At 39.1% G+C, this 17386-nt stretch carries 13 protein-coding genes and 1 pseudogene; 13 read left to right on the top strand and 1 reads right to left on the bottom strand.

Annotated features, from left to right (window positions below; genetic code table 11):
• The first annotated feature begins 13 nt into the window (after window positions 1-13).
• The 12 genes and pseudogenes from BET01_RS09910 to BET01_RS09850 all read left to right on the top strand — a co-directional run bounded on the left by BET01_RS09910 (window position 14) and on the right by BET01_RS09850 (window position 14069).
• Window positions 14-2539 (top strand): hypothetical protein, encoded by a 2526-nt coding sequence (locus BET01_RS09910; RefSeq protein WP_120196643.1) that lies wholly within the window; start codon window positions 14-16, stop codon window positions 2537-2539.
• Entirely contained in the window at window positions 2536-3615 is a 1080-nt protein-coding gene (locus BET01_RS09905; RefSeq protein WP_120196717.1) for a glycoside hydrolase family 88/105 protein, read from the top strand. Before BET01_RS09910 ends, BET01_RS09905 begins: the two co-directional genes overlap by 4 nt.
• 18 nt (window positions 3616-3633) lie before the next feature.
• Window positions 3634-4551 carry an AraC family transcriptional regulator gene (locus tag BET01_RS09900; RefSeq protein WP_120196716.1) on the top strand — a complete coding sequence of 306 codons (918 nt, stop codon included), beginning with the start codon at window positions 3634-3636 and terminating at the stop codon, window positions 4549-4551.
• A 78-nt stretch (window positions 4552-4629) separates the two neighbouring features.
• The gene (locus tag BET01_RS09895) at window positions 4630-5892 is read left to right on the top strand and encodes an ABC transporter substrate-binding protein (RefSeq protein WP_120196642.1); all 1263 of its coding nucleotides are present in this window, start codon (window positions 4630-4632) and stop codon (window positions 5890-5892) included.
• Between the two features lie 204 nt (window positions 5893-6096).
• Window positions 6097-6516, top strand: a complete 420-nt coding sequence (gene rpsL / locus BET01_RS09890) for a 30S ribosomal protein S12 (RefSeq protein ID WP_120196641.1) — start codon at window positions 6097-6099, stop codon at window positions 6514-6516.
• A 177-nt stretch (window positions 6517-6693) separates the two neighbouring features.
• Window positions 6694-7164 carry a 30S ribosomal protein S7 gene (rpsG, locus tag BET01_RS09885; RefSeq protein ID WP_120196640.1) on the top strand — a complete coding sequence of 157 codons (471 nt, stop codon included), beginning with the start codon at window positions 6694-6696 and terminating at the stop codon, window positions 7162-7164.
• 16 nt (window positions 7165-7180) lie between these two features.
• A complete protein-coding gene (fusA, locus tag BET01_RS09880) occupies window positions 7181-9301 on the top strand; it encodes an elongation factor G (protein WP_120196639.1) in 2121 nt (706 codons plus the stop codon).
• A gap of 154 nt (window positions 9302-9455) precedes the next feature.
• Window positions 9456-10649, top strand: a complete 1194-nt coding sequence (tuf, locus tag BET01_RS09875) for an elongation factor Tu (protein ID WP_120196638.1) — start codon at window positions 9456-9458, stop codon at window positions 10647-10649.
• A gap of 243 nt (window positions 10650-10892) precedes the next feature.
• Window positions 10893-11378: a hypothetical protein gene (locus BET01_RS09870; protein ID WP_158585024.1), complete on the top strand. Its 486-nt coding sequence runs from the start codon at window positions 10893-10895 to the stop codon at window positions 11376-11378.
• A 570-nt stretch (window positions 11379-11948) separates the two neighbouring features.
• Window positions 11949-12326, top strand: coding sequence for a hypothetical protein (locus BET01_RS09865; protein WP_120196636.1), 378 nt, complete (start codon window positions 11949-11951; stop codon window positions 12324-12326).
• On the top strand, window positions 12296-12958 hold the full coding sequence (locus BET01_RS09860; RefSeq protein WP_120196635.1) for a hypothetical protein: 663 nt from the start codon (window positions 12296-12298) through the stop codon (window positions 12956-12958). Before BET01_RS09865 ends, BET01_RS09860 begins: the two co-directional genes overlap by 31 nt.
• Before the next feature lie 265 nt (window positions 12959-13223).
• Window positions 13224-14069, top strand: a pseudogene (locus BET01_RS09850) (creatininase family protein).
• Window positions 14070-14164: 95 nt separating this feature from the next.
• Here BET01_RS09850 and BET01_RS09845 read toward each other — a convergent pair.
• The gene (locus BET01_RS09845) at window positions 14165-14926 is read right to left on the bottom strand and encodes an alpha/beta hydrolase (protein ID WP_120196632.1); all 762 of its coding nucleotides are present in this window, start codon (window positions 14924-14926) and stop codon (window positions 14165-14167) included.
• Between the two features lie 692 nt (window positions 14927-15618).
• On the opposite strand from BET01_RS09845, the gene BET01_RS09840 reads away from it, so the two are divergent.
• Complete coding sequence (locus tag BET01_RS09840) at window positions 15619-17292, top strand: DUF5722 domain-containing protein (protein ID WP_120196631.1); 1674 nt, start codon at window positions 15619-15621, stop codon at window positions 17290-17292.
• The last annotated feature ends 94 nt before the right edge of the window (window positions 17293-17386 follow it).

The raw sequence follows: 17386 nt of genomic DNA, 5'->3' as shown, positions 1-17386 counted from the left end.
GGAGGAAAAAAACATGAAATACTTGGAGTATCCGCTGTTCGCGGAAGGATTTGTCAATCGCTTTCTTATGAGCGAGGTACATACTCAAATCCGAAAATTCACCAGGTCTACATTAAACGGCAGAGTGAATGAATGGCTGAAGAAGGGATTTGCCATTCATGAAAATCCCTGTAGGAAAGAGTTCATTAAAGAGCGGAAAGGCGAAATACCTGGTTGTCCAGATTTTAGCCATATTACCAATGGGGATATGCTGACATTCTTTGATGAGGAAAAGCAAGTAAAACAATATTTCCCTTTTGGGAATCCAGGCGTGGATGGGTCAGGTTTTTATTATCAGCCTACTTATTTAAGAATGTATGGCTATACCATACTCCTTTCCGAGGAAAATGATTGTGTTGATTTTGAGCTTGAAACATGCGGAGGCTTAACTCTTTGGGTCAATGATCAGTTGATCACAGACTTTACACCATTTACGAGAAATCTGGTCAAGAAAACAGTAGTATCCATTCCACTTCAAGAAGGCAAAAATCATGTGGTAGTTTGCTTAGATGATCTGGCAGAACGAGATACCGATTATTATTTTCGGATGAAGCGTCTGGGAGATGCTGATTTAAAAATTCTTATTCCTGTAAAAGAAGACGTAGAGGAAGACATCTTAACTCAAATGGAGTTGATGTTAAATGGAATGTGCTTTGATAAAGAAGCTTATTTCAGTGAAGACATAAGAATGAATCTAAACAACCCTCTGGATACGACTCTCAATCTTGAGGTCGTGATAACTCCAGGAGAATTTATAGAAAAGATGGAACAATCCTGGAAACTTATAAAAGTCAGAAAATACACCATGGAACCAGGACAGAAGGGACTCCCCCTATTCCATACTGATGAGATATCTCCGGGGTATTACTATTTTACGGTGGTGCTTGAATATAAGGGAATCATCATAAAACGAAAGATTGGAAATCAGCTTGTAAGAAGGGAATTCTTATTAAGCGACAATGATGATAGCAATGTCCGTAAAAAGCTAGCGCTGGATGCAGTAATCCGGTTCGCCCCAGAAAATGCGTATAAGGCAGCTGCCCTGTTTCAACGGGAACGAGAATATCAGCGTGCAGAGGATATCATATTAGAGGAACTAGAAGGAGTCAGAAACAGAAAAGATTGTTCTGATTTTCATTTCATCATTATGATCTATATTTACCGGACCTTTAACAGCCGAATCTCCGAAACCTTAAAGGGGGCAATAGAAGAGGCCATGTTAAATTACCGTTACTGGATTGATGAGCCAGGTGACGATGTGATGTGGTTTTTTAGTGAAAATCATGCGCTCTTGTTTCACTGCTGTCAGTACCTCTCTGGAACTTACCTTCCAGATCAGATCTTCACAAACAGTGGTAAGTTAGGAACCGAGGTGAAAGCAAGAGGAGAAGAACTGCTTCACCATTGGTTTGATGAATTCTTTCGGGAATTTATTACAGAATGGAATTCAAACGCCTATATACCGGTAGATGTTTTGGGGATTGGTACCCTATATAATTTGACAGATGTGGATAATCCACTCCATGCGAAAGCAAAAAAGGCTTTGGATATGATCTTTTATTCCTTGGCAGTTAATGCTCATAAAGGAGCAGTTATGACCAGCTTTGGTCGCAGCTACGAAAAGGAAATGAAAGGCAATTACAATGCAGGCACCACTTCCTTACTCTATGTTGCATACAATGCAGGTTATTTAAATAGAGCCTGCATCGGATACCTGCCTTTGGTGCTAGGAGATTATCAGCCACCAAAGGAATATGAGAAATTGGTATCTCTTAAGGATGGAGATGAGATGATCTTTCAAAATACCCAGGGATTTGAAAACCACGCCAATCTCTATCTCTATAAGAACAGCAAAGCTCTTCTATCCACAGCAATTGGTTTTAAGCCATTTCAAAAGGGATATCAGGAACACATTTTACAGGCAACCATAGATGAGACGGCTCAGCTGTTCATCAATCATCCGGGAGAATCCTTTCCATATGGAAGCGGAAGACCAAACTTCTGGGCAGGTAATGGCGTTCTTCCTCTGGCAGTCCAGTATGAGAATACTGCAATTTTAAGATTTCATATTGGAGAAGAGGAGCGGATTGGCTACACACATGCTTATATACCAATTTCTGCATTTTCCCGCTATCAAGGGGAAGAAGGAGTTTTGGTATTGGAAAAAGATGGTGCTTATGTGGCAGTGAAAGCCCTTTGTGGACTCACCATACAAGAACAGGGACCAAACCAGTTTAGGGAATTCATCAGTCAGGGAAGAGACAATGTCTGGGTCGTTCGAGTAGGAAGTATCAAAGAGTGCGGTAGCCTGGAAGATGTATTGCATGAGTTTAAAAAGATTGAGATTACCCTAGATGGAGAACGGACTCTGGTTAGAGATGAAAATGGAAGGGAATATGATCTCGATGCAGAAAACGTATTAAAGGTTGATGGAGCGTCTGTATATCAGTATCCAGAAACCGTAGAAGGAAAAATCACATGGAAGGAGACAGAAAATTGATTGACACAAACACCATGGAGGAAAAACTGAACCTGGTATCAGAAAAGATGATGGCTCTTAAAAGTAACGGAATGAAGGAAATATATCCCATTAGCCTGATTGATTTTAACTGCTGGGAATGGCCTCAAGGAGTTGGAATCTTTGGACTTTATAAATATTATGAAGTTAGCCAGAAGAAAGAAATTTTGGATTTCATAGAGGATTGGTTCGATCATCGAATCAAAGAAGGCATCTTAGAGAAGAATGTTAATACCACATCACCCATGCTGACGCTCACTTATCTATACGAGATAACAAAAAAGCCGGAATATTTGGAATTCATCAAAGAATGGTCAGACTGGATTATGGAGGATAAAAAGCTGATTCGTACTGGGGACGGATGCTTTCAGCATATGATCACAGGAAGTGCCAACGATGATGAGATACTCATAGATACCCTCTTTATGACAGTTTTATTTCTAACAAGAGCTGGTAAGATTTTAGGTAGAAAGGATTACTTAGACGAAGCCAATTACCAGATTCTCAATCACATCAAGTACTTGCTTGACAAAGAAGAAGGGCTGTTCTACCATGGCTTTAACTTTAAACGAAACGACAACTACGGTAAAGTTTTGTGGGGAAGAGGAAACTGCTGGTATACCATTGTGATTATGGAGCTTCTAGAGGACATTACTCTAGATGAAGGCATAAAGCGGTATTTCCTAAGTGTATATGAAAATCAGGTAGCAGCGCTGAAACAATATGCAGACCCAGAAAGCGGTTTATGGCATACCATTATAAACGATGATTCTTCCTATTTAGAATTATCCTGTAGCGCAGCATTTTTATATGGTATTATGAAGGGCGTGCGTCTTGGTATACTAAATAAGGAAGATTACCAGGGACTGATTGAACGTGGTATGAATCACCTTATGGATTATATTGAAGAAGATGGAACCGTTAACAATGTTTCTTACGGCACTCCCATTGGATTAGATGGAGAATTTTACAAGACAATTCCGTGCTGTCCGATGACTTACGGACAGGCACTTATGATTTTGGTACTTCAAGAAGCAATGCTTCCTTATTGGCATTAGAAAGGACTGGTTGTGAAGATGAAAGAAAGAGTATTTTTTGAAGAATTTGAATCACTTTATTATTTCCATGGCGGCTCGGAGAACTGGGCCATGCAGGGCTTCCATTTTCACAACCAGTATGAGATCATTTTATTTCTCACAGATGGAGCGCTCATGGAGATCGGCAATCGCACCTATCACGCCAAGTCAGGAGATCTATTCCTGATTAATAACAAGGAATATCACCGCACCAGCGGGGGTGCAGATAAAACATATCACCGGTATGTTCTCATGTTTGAGCCAGAGCTCCTTTTGCATTTGGAGGAAGCCTTCCATTATGATTTCACCATGTTTTTTGAAAAGCGCCCGGACCCATTTCTTCATCGCCTTCACTTAGGTGGAACTAACTTTGAAAAGGTGGAAAAGCTGTTTGAAAAAATTGAACAAAACATTCATTCAGAAAACAAGGGCAGCATTGAGACTAGTGTAAGAATCAAACTTTCCATTTTGGAGCTTATCGTCTCTGTCAACGAGATGTACCAGTTCTTTATGGAAAAGGAAAAAAGCAAAACACTTCTGGACTATGAGGCCAAATGTGAAACCCAGGAGTTTAAAGACCCGGTTCTCTACCGGGAAAGAATTGAGCAGCTTAAAAAGTACATTGCGTCTCACGTAGAAGAGCGGCTGGATCTTCATGAGATTTCCCGGAAGTTTTATATGAACCGGTATTATTTAAGCCACTATTTCAAAAAGGAGACAGGGTTTACTTTGACCCAATATGTGTCCAATCAAAAGATTATAGCGGCGAAAGCTCTTTTAAAGGAAGGACATTCTGTTACTGATGTGGCGCTAAGACTTTCCTATAATAGTGACAGCCATTTTATCGCTGTTTTTAAAAAAATGACCGGGATTACACCCAAAAAATATGCCCAGTCAAAAAAGAGCAAGAAAGAATGATTTCCTGTCTGAAATATGAAATTTTTTACGTGAGGCAAATGATAAAATGAGATTACCATTTAAGAAGGAGAGGTATTTATGAAAAAAACAGTATCATGGTTACTTATGGGGATGCTGGCGCTTACAACCCTTGTGGGTTGTTCCGGTGGGGGAAAGCAAGCGAACAGTAAAGAAAAGAATCTTGATGTAGTATGGTTCAGCGATGGAAAAGAAGGGGAATCCTTTATGAAGCTTGCTGATGGATACATGAAAGAGCATCCAGGTATTAAAGTTAATTTGATTGAAGTTCCATACTCCGATTTGGAAAGCAAAATCAAAAATATGATCAATGGTAAGGAAACACCAGCCATTGCAAGACTTACTAATTTAGGACCATTTCAGAATCAGCTTCTGGACCTGGGAGAATACGTATCAAATAAAGATGAGTTTGTAAACAGTTTTGGAGAAGGGCTGAAGTTTGTCTTTGATGATAAAGTATTGGCGGCTCCAATGGATGTGACTTCTAATGGACTCATTTATAATAAGACTGCATTTGATAAGGCAGGAGTTAAAGTACCTCAGTCAGAAGATGAGGTATGGACATGGGATGAATGGAAAGAAGCCATGAAAACTGTAATGGAAAAGGGTGGTTGTAAATACGGTCTTGTTTATGATAAGTCCCCACAGAGATTTACAACGCTTCTATATCAATCAGGTGGCGGATTATTAAATCCAGAATTAACAGCTGGTGATTTTAATACTCCAGAAAATAAACATGCCATAGAGTTTTTTAAAGGTCTTCATGATGATGGCATCATTCCATCTTCTGTTTGGCTGGGTTCTGAAAATCCAAACAACTTGTTTCGGACTGGACAGGTTGCGATGCATTTTTCAGGAAGCTGGATGATTGCAAATTATAAAGATCAGATCACTGACTTTGAATGGGGAGTGACTTACCTTCCAAAAGAGTCCATACGCTCTTCTGTACCAGGAGGAAAGTATCTGGCAGCGTTCCAGAATACCGGAGTGGAAAAAGAAGCGGCTGAGTTCATTGAATGGATCTCCAAGCCAGAGAATAATGCAAAATACTGTGAAGAGAACAGCTACTTATCTCAGGTAAAAGGAAATGAAAGCTTAAACTATGCATATGGCAAAGAATTTTTTGATATATTTTCAAAAGAGCTTGCAGCTACTTCTTCCCGTCCGGGAGCAGAGTGGGGATATCAAGCACTCACCGGGGCCGTACAAAGTGATCTTCGTGATAAACTGGTAGAAGTTTTAGCTGGCAAGATGACGGTAGATCAGTATACAGAAGAAATGGATGGTCTGATTAACGAAAAATTGAAAGAATTAAAAGAATAAAAACAGAATAAAAATAATCATGAGGCTGCCGCAGATCCTTTGCGAAAGCCTCATTTTATGTCCAAATCTTCGGAAAAGAAAAACTTGACAAAAAAAAACTATATGTATATAATAATTAGGCGTGCATAAACGCGTCATGTTTTTGTGCGTAAATTAAGCTGAAGTTTACAGCAACCACAGACAATATCACAGGAGGTGAATGGAATGCCCACATTTAACCAGTTAGTAAGAAAGGGAAGACAGACAAGCGAAAAGAAATCTACAGCACCTGCTCTTCAGAAGGGTTTTAACTCTTTACAGAAGAAGGCGACTAATATTTCCGCTCCACAGAAGAGAGGCGTTTGTACTGCAGTTAAGACTGCTACCCCTAAAAAGCCTAACTCAGCTCTTAGAAAGATCGCTAGAGTTCGTCTGTCTAACGGTATCGAAGTAACAAGCTACATCCCAGGAGAAGGACATAACCTGCAGGAGCATAGCGTTGTTTTAATTCGTGGCGGTAGAGTAAAAGATTTACCAGGTACCAGATATCATATCGTTAGAGGTACTCTGGATACAGCAGGCGTAGCTAACAGAAGACAGGCTCGTTCCAAATATGGTGCTAAGAGACCTAAAGACAAGAAATAATTAGAACCACACATTTGAATTTCTAGTGCCGGACTTTTGATATTGAACCTGTAGGTTGCAGGATTATATATAGGAACCGAGCGCGAACGCAACTTGAATGTTTGTGAGTACCTGAGATCTAATGAATAGCTGGATTATCCAGTAATGAGATCCAGCCATATTAAGGAGGGAAGTAACGTGCCACGTAAAGGACATACTCAAAAAAGAGACGTATTAGCAGATCCATTATACAATAATAAGGTTGTTACAAAGTTAATCAACAACATTATGTATGATGGTAAAAGGGGTGTTGCTCAGAAAATCGTATACGGTGCATTTGGCCGTATGGAAGAAAAGACAGGCAAGCCAGCAGTTGAAGTATTTGAAGAAGCTATGAACAACATCATGCCAGTACTTGAAGTAAAGGCAAAACGTATCGGTGGAGCAACATATCAGGTACCGATCGAAGTTAGAACCGAAAGAAAACAGGCTTTGGCCCTGAGATGGATCATTCTTTACTCTCGTAAGAGAGGCGAAAAGACTCAGGAAGAAAGACTTGCTAATGAGCTTTTAGATGCAGCTAATAATACTGGTGCAGCCGTTAAGAAAAAAGAAGATATGCATAAGATGGCTGACGCTAACAAGGCATTTGCTCATTATAGATTTTAATTAGGAGGAAAAAGCTTTGGCTGGAAGAGAATATCCATTGGAAGCAACCAGAAATATTGGTATCATGGCCCACATTGATGCAGGTAAAACTACATTGACAGAGCGTATCCTCTATTACACTGGTGTGAATTATAAAATCGGTGACACACATGAAGGAACTGCTACCATGGACTGGATGGAGCAGGAGCAGGAAAGAGGTATTACAATTACTTCTGCTGCTACCACATGTCACTGGACTATGCATGAAGATAATAAAGTAAAGGCTGGCGCTCCTGAGCATCGTATCAATATCATTGATACTCCAGGGCACGTTGACTTTACCGTAGAGGTTGAACGTTCCTTACGTGTACTTGATGGCGCTGTTGGCGTTTTCTGTGCAAAGGGCGGCGTTGAGCCACAGTCCGAAAATGTATGGCGTCAGGCTGACACATACAACGTACCTCGTATGGCATTCATCAACAAGATGGATATCATGGGTGCAAATTTCTATGGTGCAGTAGAGCAGATCAAGACTCGTCTTGGTAAGAACGCTATCTGCATTCAGCTTCCTATCGGAGCAGAAGATGAATTCAAAGGAATCGTCGACTTATTCGAGATGAGAGCTTATATCTACAATGATGACAAGGGTGATGATATTGTCATCGTTGAAATCCCAGAGGATATGAAAGACGATGCAGAGCTTTATCATGCAGAGTTAGTTGAAAAAATCTGTGAGTTAGATGATGAATTAATGATGGCTTACCTTGAAGGTGAAGAACCATCTATAGAAGAATTAAAGAAAGTATTAAGAAAAGCAACTTGTGATTGTAAAGCTATTCCTGTATGTTGCGGAAGCGCATACAGAAACAAAGGCGTACAGAGACTCCTTGATGCAATTCTTGAATTTATGCCATCTCCAATTGACATTCCTTCCATTAAGGGTATTGATTTAGACGGTAATGAGATCGAGAGACATTCCTCTGATGAGGAGCCATTTTCCGCTCTTGCATTTAAGATTATGACGGACCCATTCGTTGGTAAGCTGGCATTCTTCCGCGTTTACTCAGGTATCATGAACGCTGGATCTTATGTATTAAATGCAACAAAAGGTAAAAAAGAGCGTGTAGGCCGTATCCTTCAGATGCATGCCAACAAGAGATCTGAGTTAGATAAAGTTTACTCCGGTGATATCGCCGCTGCTGTTGGTTTTAAAGTAACAACAACAGGTGATACTATCTGTGATGAACAAAATCCGGTAATTCTTGAATCCATGGAATTCCCAGAGCCAGTTATCGATATCGCTATCGAGCCTAAGACAAAAGCTAGTCAGGGCAAGATGGGCGAGGCGTTAGCTAAGCTTGCAGAAGAAGATCCTACCTTCCGTGCAAAGACCAACCAGGAAACTGGACAGGTTATCATTTCCGGTATGGGTGAGCTTCATCTTGAGATCATCGTAGATCGTCTGCTTCGTGAGTTTAATGTAGAAGCAAACGTAGGTGCACCTCAGGTTGCTTACAAGGAAACCTTCACTAGAAGCGTTGATATTGACAGCAAGTATGCAAAGCAGTCTGGTGGACGTGGACAATACGGACACTGTAAGGTTCGCTTTGAGCCGATGGATGCCAATGGCGAAGAACTGTTCAAGTTCGAGTCAAGCGTTGTCGGAGGATCTATTCCTAAAGAATATGTTCCTGCAGTCGGTCAAGGTATTGAAGAAGCAACGAAGGCTGGTATTCTCGGCGGATTCCCAGTAGTTGGTGTTAAGGCTACTGTATACGACGGTTCTTACCATGATGTCGATTCTAGTGAAATGGCATTCCACATTGCTGGTTCTATGGCATTTAAGGATGCGATGAACAAGGGTGGATCCATTCTTCTTGAGCCTATCATGAAAGTTGAAGTAACTATGCCTGAGGACTACATGGGTGATGTTATCGGTGATATCAACTCTCGTCGTGGCCGTATCGAAGGTATGGAAGACATCGGAGGTGGAAAGATGGTTAAAGCTTTCGTACCACTTTCTGAGATGTTCGGATATTCCACAGACTTACGTTCCAGAACACAGGGACGCGGCAACTTCTCAATGTTCTTTGAGAAATATGAGCCGGTTCCAAAGAGTGTACAGGAAAAAGTTCTTGCAGATAAAAAGGGCAAATAATTCCTAACTGGTTCCATTGGGTTTCAGGTGGTTACGACTGCCTGAAACCCGTAAATAGGCTTGAAAATAGTGCACAAATAGCATATAATAAAAAACAGCCTAACATATAAAAACAAAGCTCGAAGAGAGCGTAAATTAAGGAGGACGTTATAAAATGGCTAAAGCTAAATTTGAAAGAAACAAAGTTCATTGTAACATCGGTACTATTGGACACGTTGATCATGGTAAAACTACTTTAACAGCTGCAATTACAAAAACACTTCACGAGAGATTAGGTACTGGACAGGCAGTAGCTTTCGAGAACATCGATAAGGCTCCAGAAGAAAGAGAGCGTGGTATCACAATTTCTACTTCTCACGTTGAGTATGAGACAGAGAAGAGACATTATGCACACGTTGACTGTCCTGGACATGCTGATTACGTTAAGAACATGATTACTGGTGCTGCTCAGATGGACGGCGCTATCTTAGTTGTAGCTGCTACCGATGGTGTTATGGCTCAGACAAGAGAGCATATCTTACTTTCTCGTCAGGTAGGCGTTCCTTACATCGTTGTATTCATGAACAAGTGCGATATGGTTGATGATTCTGAGTTACTTGAGTTAGTAGACATGGAAATCCGTGAGCTGTTAAACGAGTATGAATTCCCAGGCGATGATACACCAATCGTTCAGGGTTCTGCTTTAAAGGCTCTTGAAGATCCTTCAGGCTCTTGGGGAGATAAAGTTCTTGAATTAATGAAGGCTGTTGACGAGTGGGTTCCAGATCCAGTTCGTGAAACAGAGAAGCCATTCTTAATGCCTATCGAGGACGTTTTCTCAATCACAGGCCGTGGTACTGTTGCTACAGGTAGAGTAGAGCGTGGAACATTACACGTATCTGACGAAGTTGAAATCATTGGTATCCATGAAGAGACTCGTAAAGTTGTTGTAACTGGTATCGAGATGTTCCGTAAGTTACTTGACGATGCTCGTGCTGGTGATAACATCGGTGCATTACTTCGTGGCGTTCAGAGAGCTGAAATCGAAAGAGGACAGTGTCTGGTTAAACCAGGTTCCGTAAAATGCCATAAGAAGTTTACCGCTCAGGTTTACGTTTTAACAAAAGATGAAGGTGGACGTCATACTCCTTTCTTCAACAACTACAGACCACAGTTCTACTTCAGAACAACTGACGTAACTGGCGTTTGCGATTTACCAGCTGGCACAGAAATGTGTATGCCTGGCGATAACGTAGAAATGTCTGTTGAACTTATCCACCCAATCGCTATGGAGCAGGGTCTTCGTTTCGCTATTCGTGAAGGCGGACGTACTGTAGGTTCAGGTAGAGTTGCTACTATCGTTGAATAATTAAAATTTAAAGCCGAGCCCTTAGTTTATAAGGGTTTCGGCTTTTTCTTTTTGTCTTGTGGTACTAAAGAGGAGAAAACCTCCCAAATGGAGTAGAAAGCTGTTATTTAAAATTAATAATTAAGTGAATCCCATGTCCATTTATACTGCTCCATTTTTGAGAACGCCTGTTGATTTATCGTCGATGGGTGTTTTCTTTTGGCAAAACATGTTGTATAATGGAAGAAAATGGGAGGAAATTGTATGAAACAAATAAGAAGAATTTTTTATATTACAACGATACTAGCTACTAGTTTTACCATAACATCATTTGCAAATCGTTATAATCCAGAAACACAAATTGGACCATTGACAGAAGAAGATATACAAAATATGAATGCAGATCTGTCAGAACAGGATTATTTAAATAATCTGCCATCTATAGGATATGATGAGAACACGGATAGTTACTATGAAGACACTTGCTTAAAAGCAAAGCCGGGAAGTTGGATGAGTAATGATATCGGAAAATGGTATCAGTTGGAAAATGGAAAATATTATAAAAATGGCTGGGTTAGAATTGAAGGAAAACGTTATTATTTTGATGAGAGCGGATATATGAAAATTGGTTGGATTCAAATAGGAAACAACTGGTACTATACTAATGATACAGGAGTCATGGTAACAGGAAAACTCCAGATAGATGGGGTGACTTATGATTTTAATGCATATGGCGTTATGAAAAAATAATGAATAGATTTGAATATATTGAGAGGCGGCCAACTCCGTCTCTTTTAATATAAAAGTGTTAACAAGATTGATGAGAACAGTTGGCAGTAAAAAAAGATTGTTCACCTTGGTAATTTATGGTAATATGTTTTTAGGAGTAACCGAATACAGGGTGGGACCTTCCAGCTTTTATGTCTTTAAGTCATAACGAGATGGGAGGTGGTGTCAGATATGTTTTCATTTGCAGACGTACTTTTATTTGCAACTTTTATCTTGGCATTGCTGACTTACATAGATAAGTTAAAAAAATAGCCTACCCTGCAGCGAACAGGATAGGCGGTGTCCATTAGGACATTTGTCGTTATACTGGGAGCTTCCACCTTGTGTGGCGGTTTCTCTTTTATAATTTAAATATAACATTAGTACATTGTGATGTCAAGTTTAAGTTAAAACTGTTGGAGAAGAATAAAGAATAAGGATCTTTATCAGTTATTGAGGTCAAGTAAAAAACTAGTACACCTGTTGAAAGATAGGTGATTTCTTTTAACCTAATTTAGTTTATAATAATCAAAAACACAAGAGGAATATTAAATGGAAAATGGAGAAAATTTTAAAAAATTAATTGATAATCTAGTTGAAAAAGATGATAAATATGAAAACGCCTTACGGACGTTTTTGAATTATTTAATAGAGAATGGATTAAGTGATTATTGTTTTGATCTATCGCTTCGAGATATTGATAAGTATTTTGAATCACTTATAAAAGTGAAAATAGATTCACCCAGTACTTTAAATTCTCATATTGCTGGGCTTACAAGCTTATTTGTTTATCTAATGGAGAATTATTTTAATTTCCGTGAGTTATACGCATATATAAATACTCCTCAATTCAAAAATAAAATATTAGTAAAATTGATACGGGATCAAAGTAATCCGTTATGCCAATTGACATTCTTACAGATGTGCTAAGCAAAATAGAGAATTATTTAGATGGAGACCTGACAAGACAAAAGGATAAGAAAATTTATGATGTATTAATAGCTAGGTTATATATTAAATTATCTCTCTTGATTCCGCTTAAAGCGAGTGAAATAATTACCTTGCAAATAGGTAACATAAAAAAAGAAAGTTTCAGAGAAATAAACTATAATAACATAACGATAAAAATCCCAAATGGTGTAAGATCGGAAATAATTAATACGGTTAATTTCGCAGAGAGGCACTTTAATTTAAAGTATGATAATAGTATTTCATTATTTGAATTTTTATACAAGGCAACAAATCTAAGACCGTCTACGACGAAAATATCTGAAACACTAATAAGAGCTTATAAGATAATTGGGGCCAGCGCATTATTAGAAACATATAAATCTGGAACTAAAAATATATCCTTATACCCTCCTGAGAGCTATAAAAAGACTGCAATATTAGAAATGCTCAATAGAGGAGTTAACATAGTTTATTTAAGACAATTAACTGGATTAGATATTAATTCACTTATATCCGATTATGACATAGACAGTACAGTGTCCGATGTTGATGTAAAATCATATAACATTAACAGCGGTACAATTAACACTGAGTATTATGCTTATTTATAGTTTTGACACAGAGGCGGCCAACCCCGTCTCTTTTTGGTACTATAATGGTACTACAAAATTGTTCATATTCTAATTGTTTAATTAACCCACTATAAAAAATGCAGTGAAGCTAACAGCTTAAAATGGAAAATAGTAAAATTAATTGTATCATAACTTATTATGTAATATACTGATTAAGACGAGATTACTTATTTTACAACTAAGGTTAAATAAGGAGTCTCGTTAATTTCTTTTACTGGTTCCGGTAAAGTATTAGTATGAAATAATGCAATTAAGAAATCGGGGGATTACAATGGAATCTATTTTTAGTGAAACAATGGCAAATATGAATTGGAAGGAAATTGAGTTACTGGGTAATCAAGATATACCTGTACTATTTCCATTAGGGGTAATTGAGGAACATGGTCCCCATCTACCGCTAGCAACAGATATATATTTAAGCTATGCCGTATGCAAAAAGGTTAAAAAGAAAATCGAATCTTTGAATGGTAAATGTCTGATAGCACCACCATATTATTGGGGGATTAATAATTGCATGGGGGCATTTCCGGGATCCTTTTGCTTTAAAGAGTAGACTTTAAAGAGGGTCTTAGGTGACATTTTTGAGAATCTAAGTAAATTTGGTTTCAATCGTATTTATTGTGTTAATCAGCATGGTGACCCTTTACATATAAAGACAATACTGGATTCAATTAAAGAGTCAAATAAAATACATGATATGAATATTAAAATATTAATGGAACCTTTTGATCTAAGGAACTACAATCTAAAAGGAGATGAACCATATATTTTATTAGATGAAGCCAATTATCCACAATCTCTTTTTCCGGCTGATAATGGGCTATTGGATATTCATGCTGGAGCATTTGAAACTGCTGCCATGGAACACTTTTTTAAGGATCTTGTAGATACGGAGGCTGTAAAAAATCTGAAAGACTACTCCTTAAACTACGATAGTATTAAAATATGGTTGAGGGGTGGAGAAAGCACGAGGGAACTAGTACCTTTGGGATATGCTGGAAATCCATCAGAATACGAACAAGAGAGACAAAGTATAGAAGCCACCTACTCCATATTGTGTGACTATGTGGCTAGAGCAATAATGAGGTAAGAATTAAGTAAAAGAAAATGGAGCCGATCTCTGATGTTTTAGGAGACCGGCTCTAAACTATTCTCAAGTGAATGACTAGAAGTACTGAATATTAATTATGATATTCCAAGCTGCTCATTTAACCATAAAAGTCCATTCCGGTAACGCTGACCTGCAAAGGAATGGTGGCCTCCATCATCCTTAGTAACAGTGACCTTTCCCGGCAATCTTTGCGACAGAAGTTCTCCAGTTTTCTCGGCATATTCAGCAGCTCTCTCCATCGGACCTGATTTTCCTTTGCCTTCCCCAGTGCCATAGTGGACGCAAAGAGAGATCAGGTCTTTGCTTATGTTTTTGCTCTCAATCCAGGACATCCAACCATCGTACCAAAAAGAACTGCAAATACCAGCCACATGACGCCAACAGTTTTGTATGGTAAGTGCGTATACGCTGATCAGACCTCCAAGTGAGTAACCTAGCAAAGAGACGTTTTCCTGATCTACCTTGTAGTTATTTGATAACCAGGGGAGCAGTTTTGTCTCAAGAGAAGCAAGGTATTCATTTCCCCCACCTTTAAAATCAGGGAAGCGGGAGGACATGGCATGGGCTGACCATGGAGTGTATTCTGAGAGTCGGTCCAGAGGACATATCATGACCAGAACAAACTCTCTGCCCTTTTCCTTACTCCAAAGTTCCTCCAGTTCTGAAAGTACAGGAGTGACTGCCTTTAAGGCCTGATCCCCATCTTGAACCAGGACGGCTGGATAGACTCTGCTTCCCTTTTTGTTCCAGGAGGGAGGGAGATATATTATGACCTTGTGATTTTCCCATTGAGCTTCTATTATAGAAGATGCTCCTTCGTAAATTTTTGAATTCATGATTCTTTCCTTTCTGAAACGATTCCGCTATTTATTTTGCTTATAAGGATTCCTATATGTTTTTTTAAATAATATGTTGAAAAAAATCAACTTTATACCCAACGGTTGTTGTTGCTTGTCTAACGCAGTTTTTGAGAAAGTCAAAGGTCTCATATATCAATTCGGTTTTAGAAAGCAGCTTATCGCATTGTCAGTGGATACCTTGCGTATTCTTCTGCTAACTGGAGACGAAATTTAGGCATTTGGTACATCCTATTTCATAAGTCTACATTTAAAATATTATAGGGGCAGTATTTTAGGAAGTCAATAAAAGCAGGATTGGTGATATTTTTTCTCGCTTTTGATTTCGTAGTGGTCCATGTCATTTTGTTTCATGAAGATTGTGCATTACCATACCTACGCAATTTAATTAGAAAAGCTTTCTTGTATTCAGGTTGATCCAACTCTTACCAAATATCTTTTTGAAGTGAACATAATATGGGAGATAAGCTTTCCCAGGATAATCCTTGTAGCAGCCGTAGGAGCCGAGATTCCATAAAAATATGTGCACCGCCTATTATTATGTGACCGCAAGCCTTAAGGTTTTATTACGAATAAGTAATAATTTCGTTATTGTAAATATCAGGGAAATTGGTTATCATTGTATAGGATCTGGAAATGACGTGAATATGACAATATGGAGGAACATGAACATGAAGAAAATAAAGATAGGCAGGGCCTTAACTGGACTTGTTGCCGCTGCATTTCTGTGCTGTGGAACTGCTTTTGTTTCACTTGCAGATGTAGGTCAGGCAGGAGTGCAGGCTGATATACAGTCCTGTTTGATTAATTCAGATAAAAACAATGTAACGGTGAAAATCTCAAGCACTGCTAATATGGAAGGAACGGACGGAGTTCTTTATCTGGTTGAGATGCAGCCCTATCAGAGTAACTTAGATGGAAGAACGGATTTTGCTGCAAAGGCTTCTCCTAGTGGCACGGTCACATTTACCTTTCCTTTAAACCGTAACACAGCCCAGGATAGACTTTTTAGTAAATTCGTTGTGGCAGTTTGGGATGGCGCCAAATACATAGAAGTCAGCAAGCCTCATTACATAACAAACCCTGAGATGGTTGCATCCAATACGGCAGTATTTAACTCTCCTCTTACCAAAAAAGGTCTGAACATTGAATTAAATATGCTAGGTGATGCCTTTGAATTAGGTGTAAAGCATGTTGCAACCAACATAGCATTTCACCAGATCCTTGGATCAGGAATTGATTATCAGTTTGATGGAAAGACCTATCACTTTGATAAGAATGTCATTGCCGGCTATGATGACACAATCAGTGCCTTGTCTGGAAAGGGAATGACAGTAACAGCCATCGTTTTAAATGGTTGGAATGACAAAACACCAAACCTTCTCTATCCTGGAGCAAAGAAGACTTCCAAAGCATTCTATTATATGTTTAATACAGCTACTCAGGAAGGCCTTGATGAAACCAGAGCCATCGCATCTTTCTTAGCAGAACGCTATAGTGGATCCCACCCTAATTACGGAAAGATCTCCAACTGGATCATTGGAAATGAAATCAACAACCAGCAGTGGAACTATATAGGGCCTAGAGATATAACAAGTTATGTTCAGACGTTCCAGGATGCATTCCGAGTTTTCTACACAGCCATTAAGAGTACCAGTGCCAATGACAGAGTTTATTATTCTCTCGATTACAACTGGAACAATGAGATTGATAATAAGTTAAAATATGGTGGAAAAGCCATTGTAGATACCTTTAACTCCATTGCTAACGAGCAGGGACAGATGGATTGGGGACTTTCCTATCACCCATACCCATGCCCAATGACAGAACCGGAATTCTGGGATGATGACAATACCGGCCTTGTGAAAAATGATTTTAACTCCCCAGTCATTAACTTTAAGAACTTAACCACTCTTACCGACTACATGGCTCAGGATGCACTAAAGTCCCCAACCGGTCATGTGCGCCATATCATTTTGACGGAACAGGGATTTACGGCTACAAGCCAGTCAAGAGGGAATATACCACAGGTACAGGCAGCGGCATTTGCATATTCCTATTACCTGGTTGACAGCAATCCTTATATTGATGCTTATATCTTAAGCCGTCAGGTAGATGCTCCTTTGGAAGTAAGAAGCGGACTCTCCTTTGGTCTCTGGGAATGTGCCATGGATCGGGGTGACGAACTTGTTGCTACAAAGCGCAGAAAGATCTGGCAGGTATTTAAAGATATTGATAAGAAAAAATACACTTTGGAAACCACAGAGTTTGCAAAATCCATTATTGGAATTCAGAAATGGTCTGATGTAGTTCCAGATTTCCGTTGGAGATCGATTGAGAAATAATTATAATGAAAAAAGGGGCTGTAAAATAAGTCCCTAAAACAAGAATCGCCAGTTCCGGCAAATGCCGGTTCTGGCGATTCTTGTTTTTATTACT

Origin of the sequence: Lacrimispora algidixylanolytica (assembly GCF_003609635.1) — a bacterium.
Taxonomy (GTDB): domain Bacteria; phylum Bacillota; class Clostridia; order Lachnospirales; family Lachnospiraceae; genus Lacrimispora; species Lacrimispora algidixylanolytica.
This window is presented reverse-complemented; position numbering and strand designations above follow the sequence as displayed.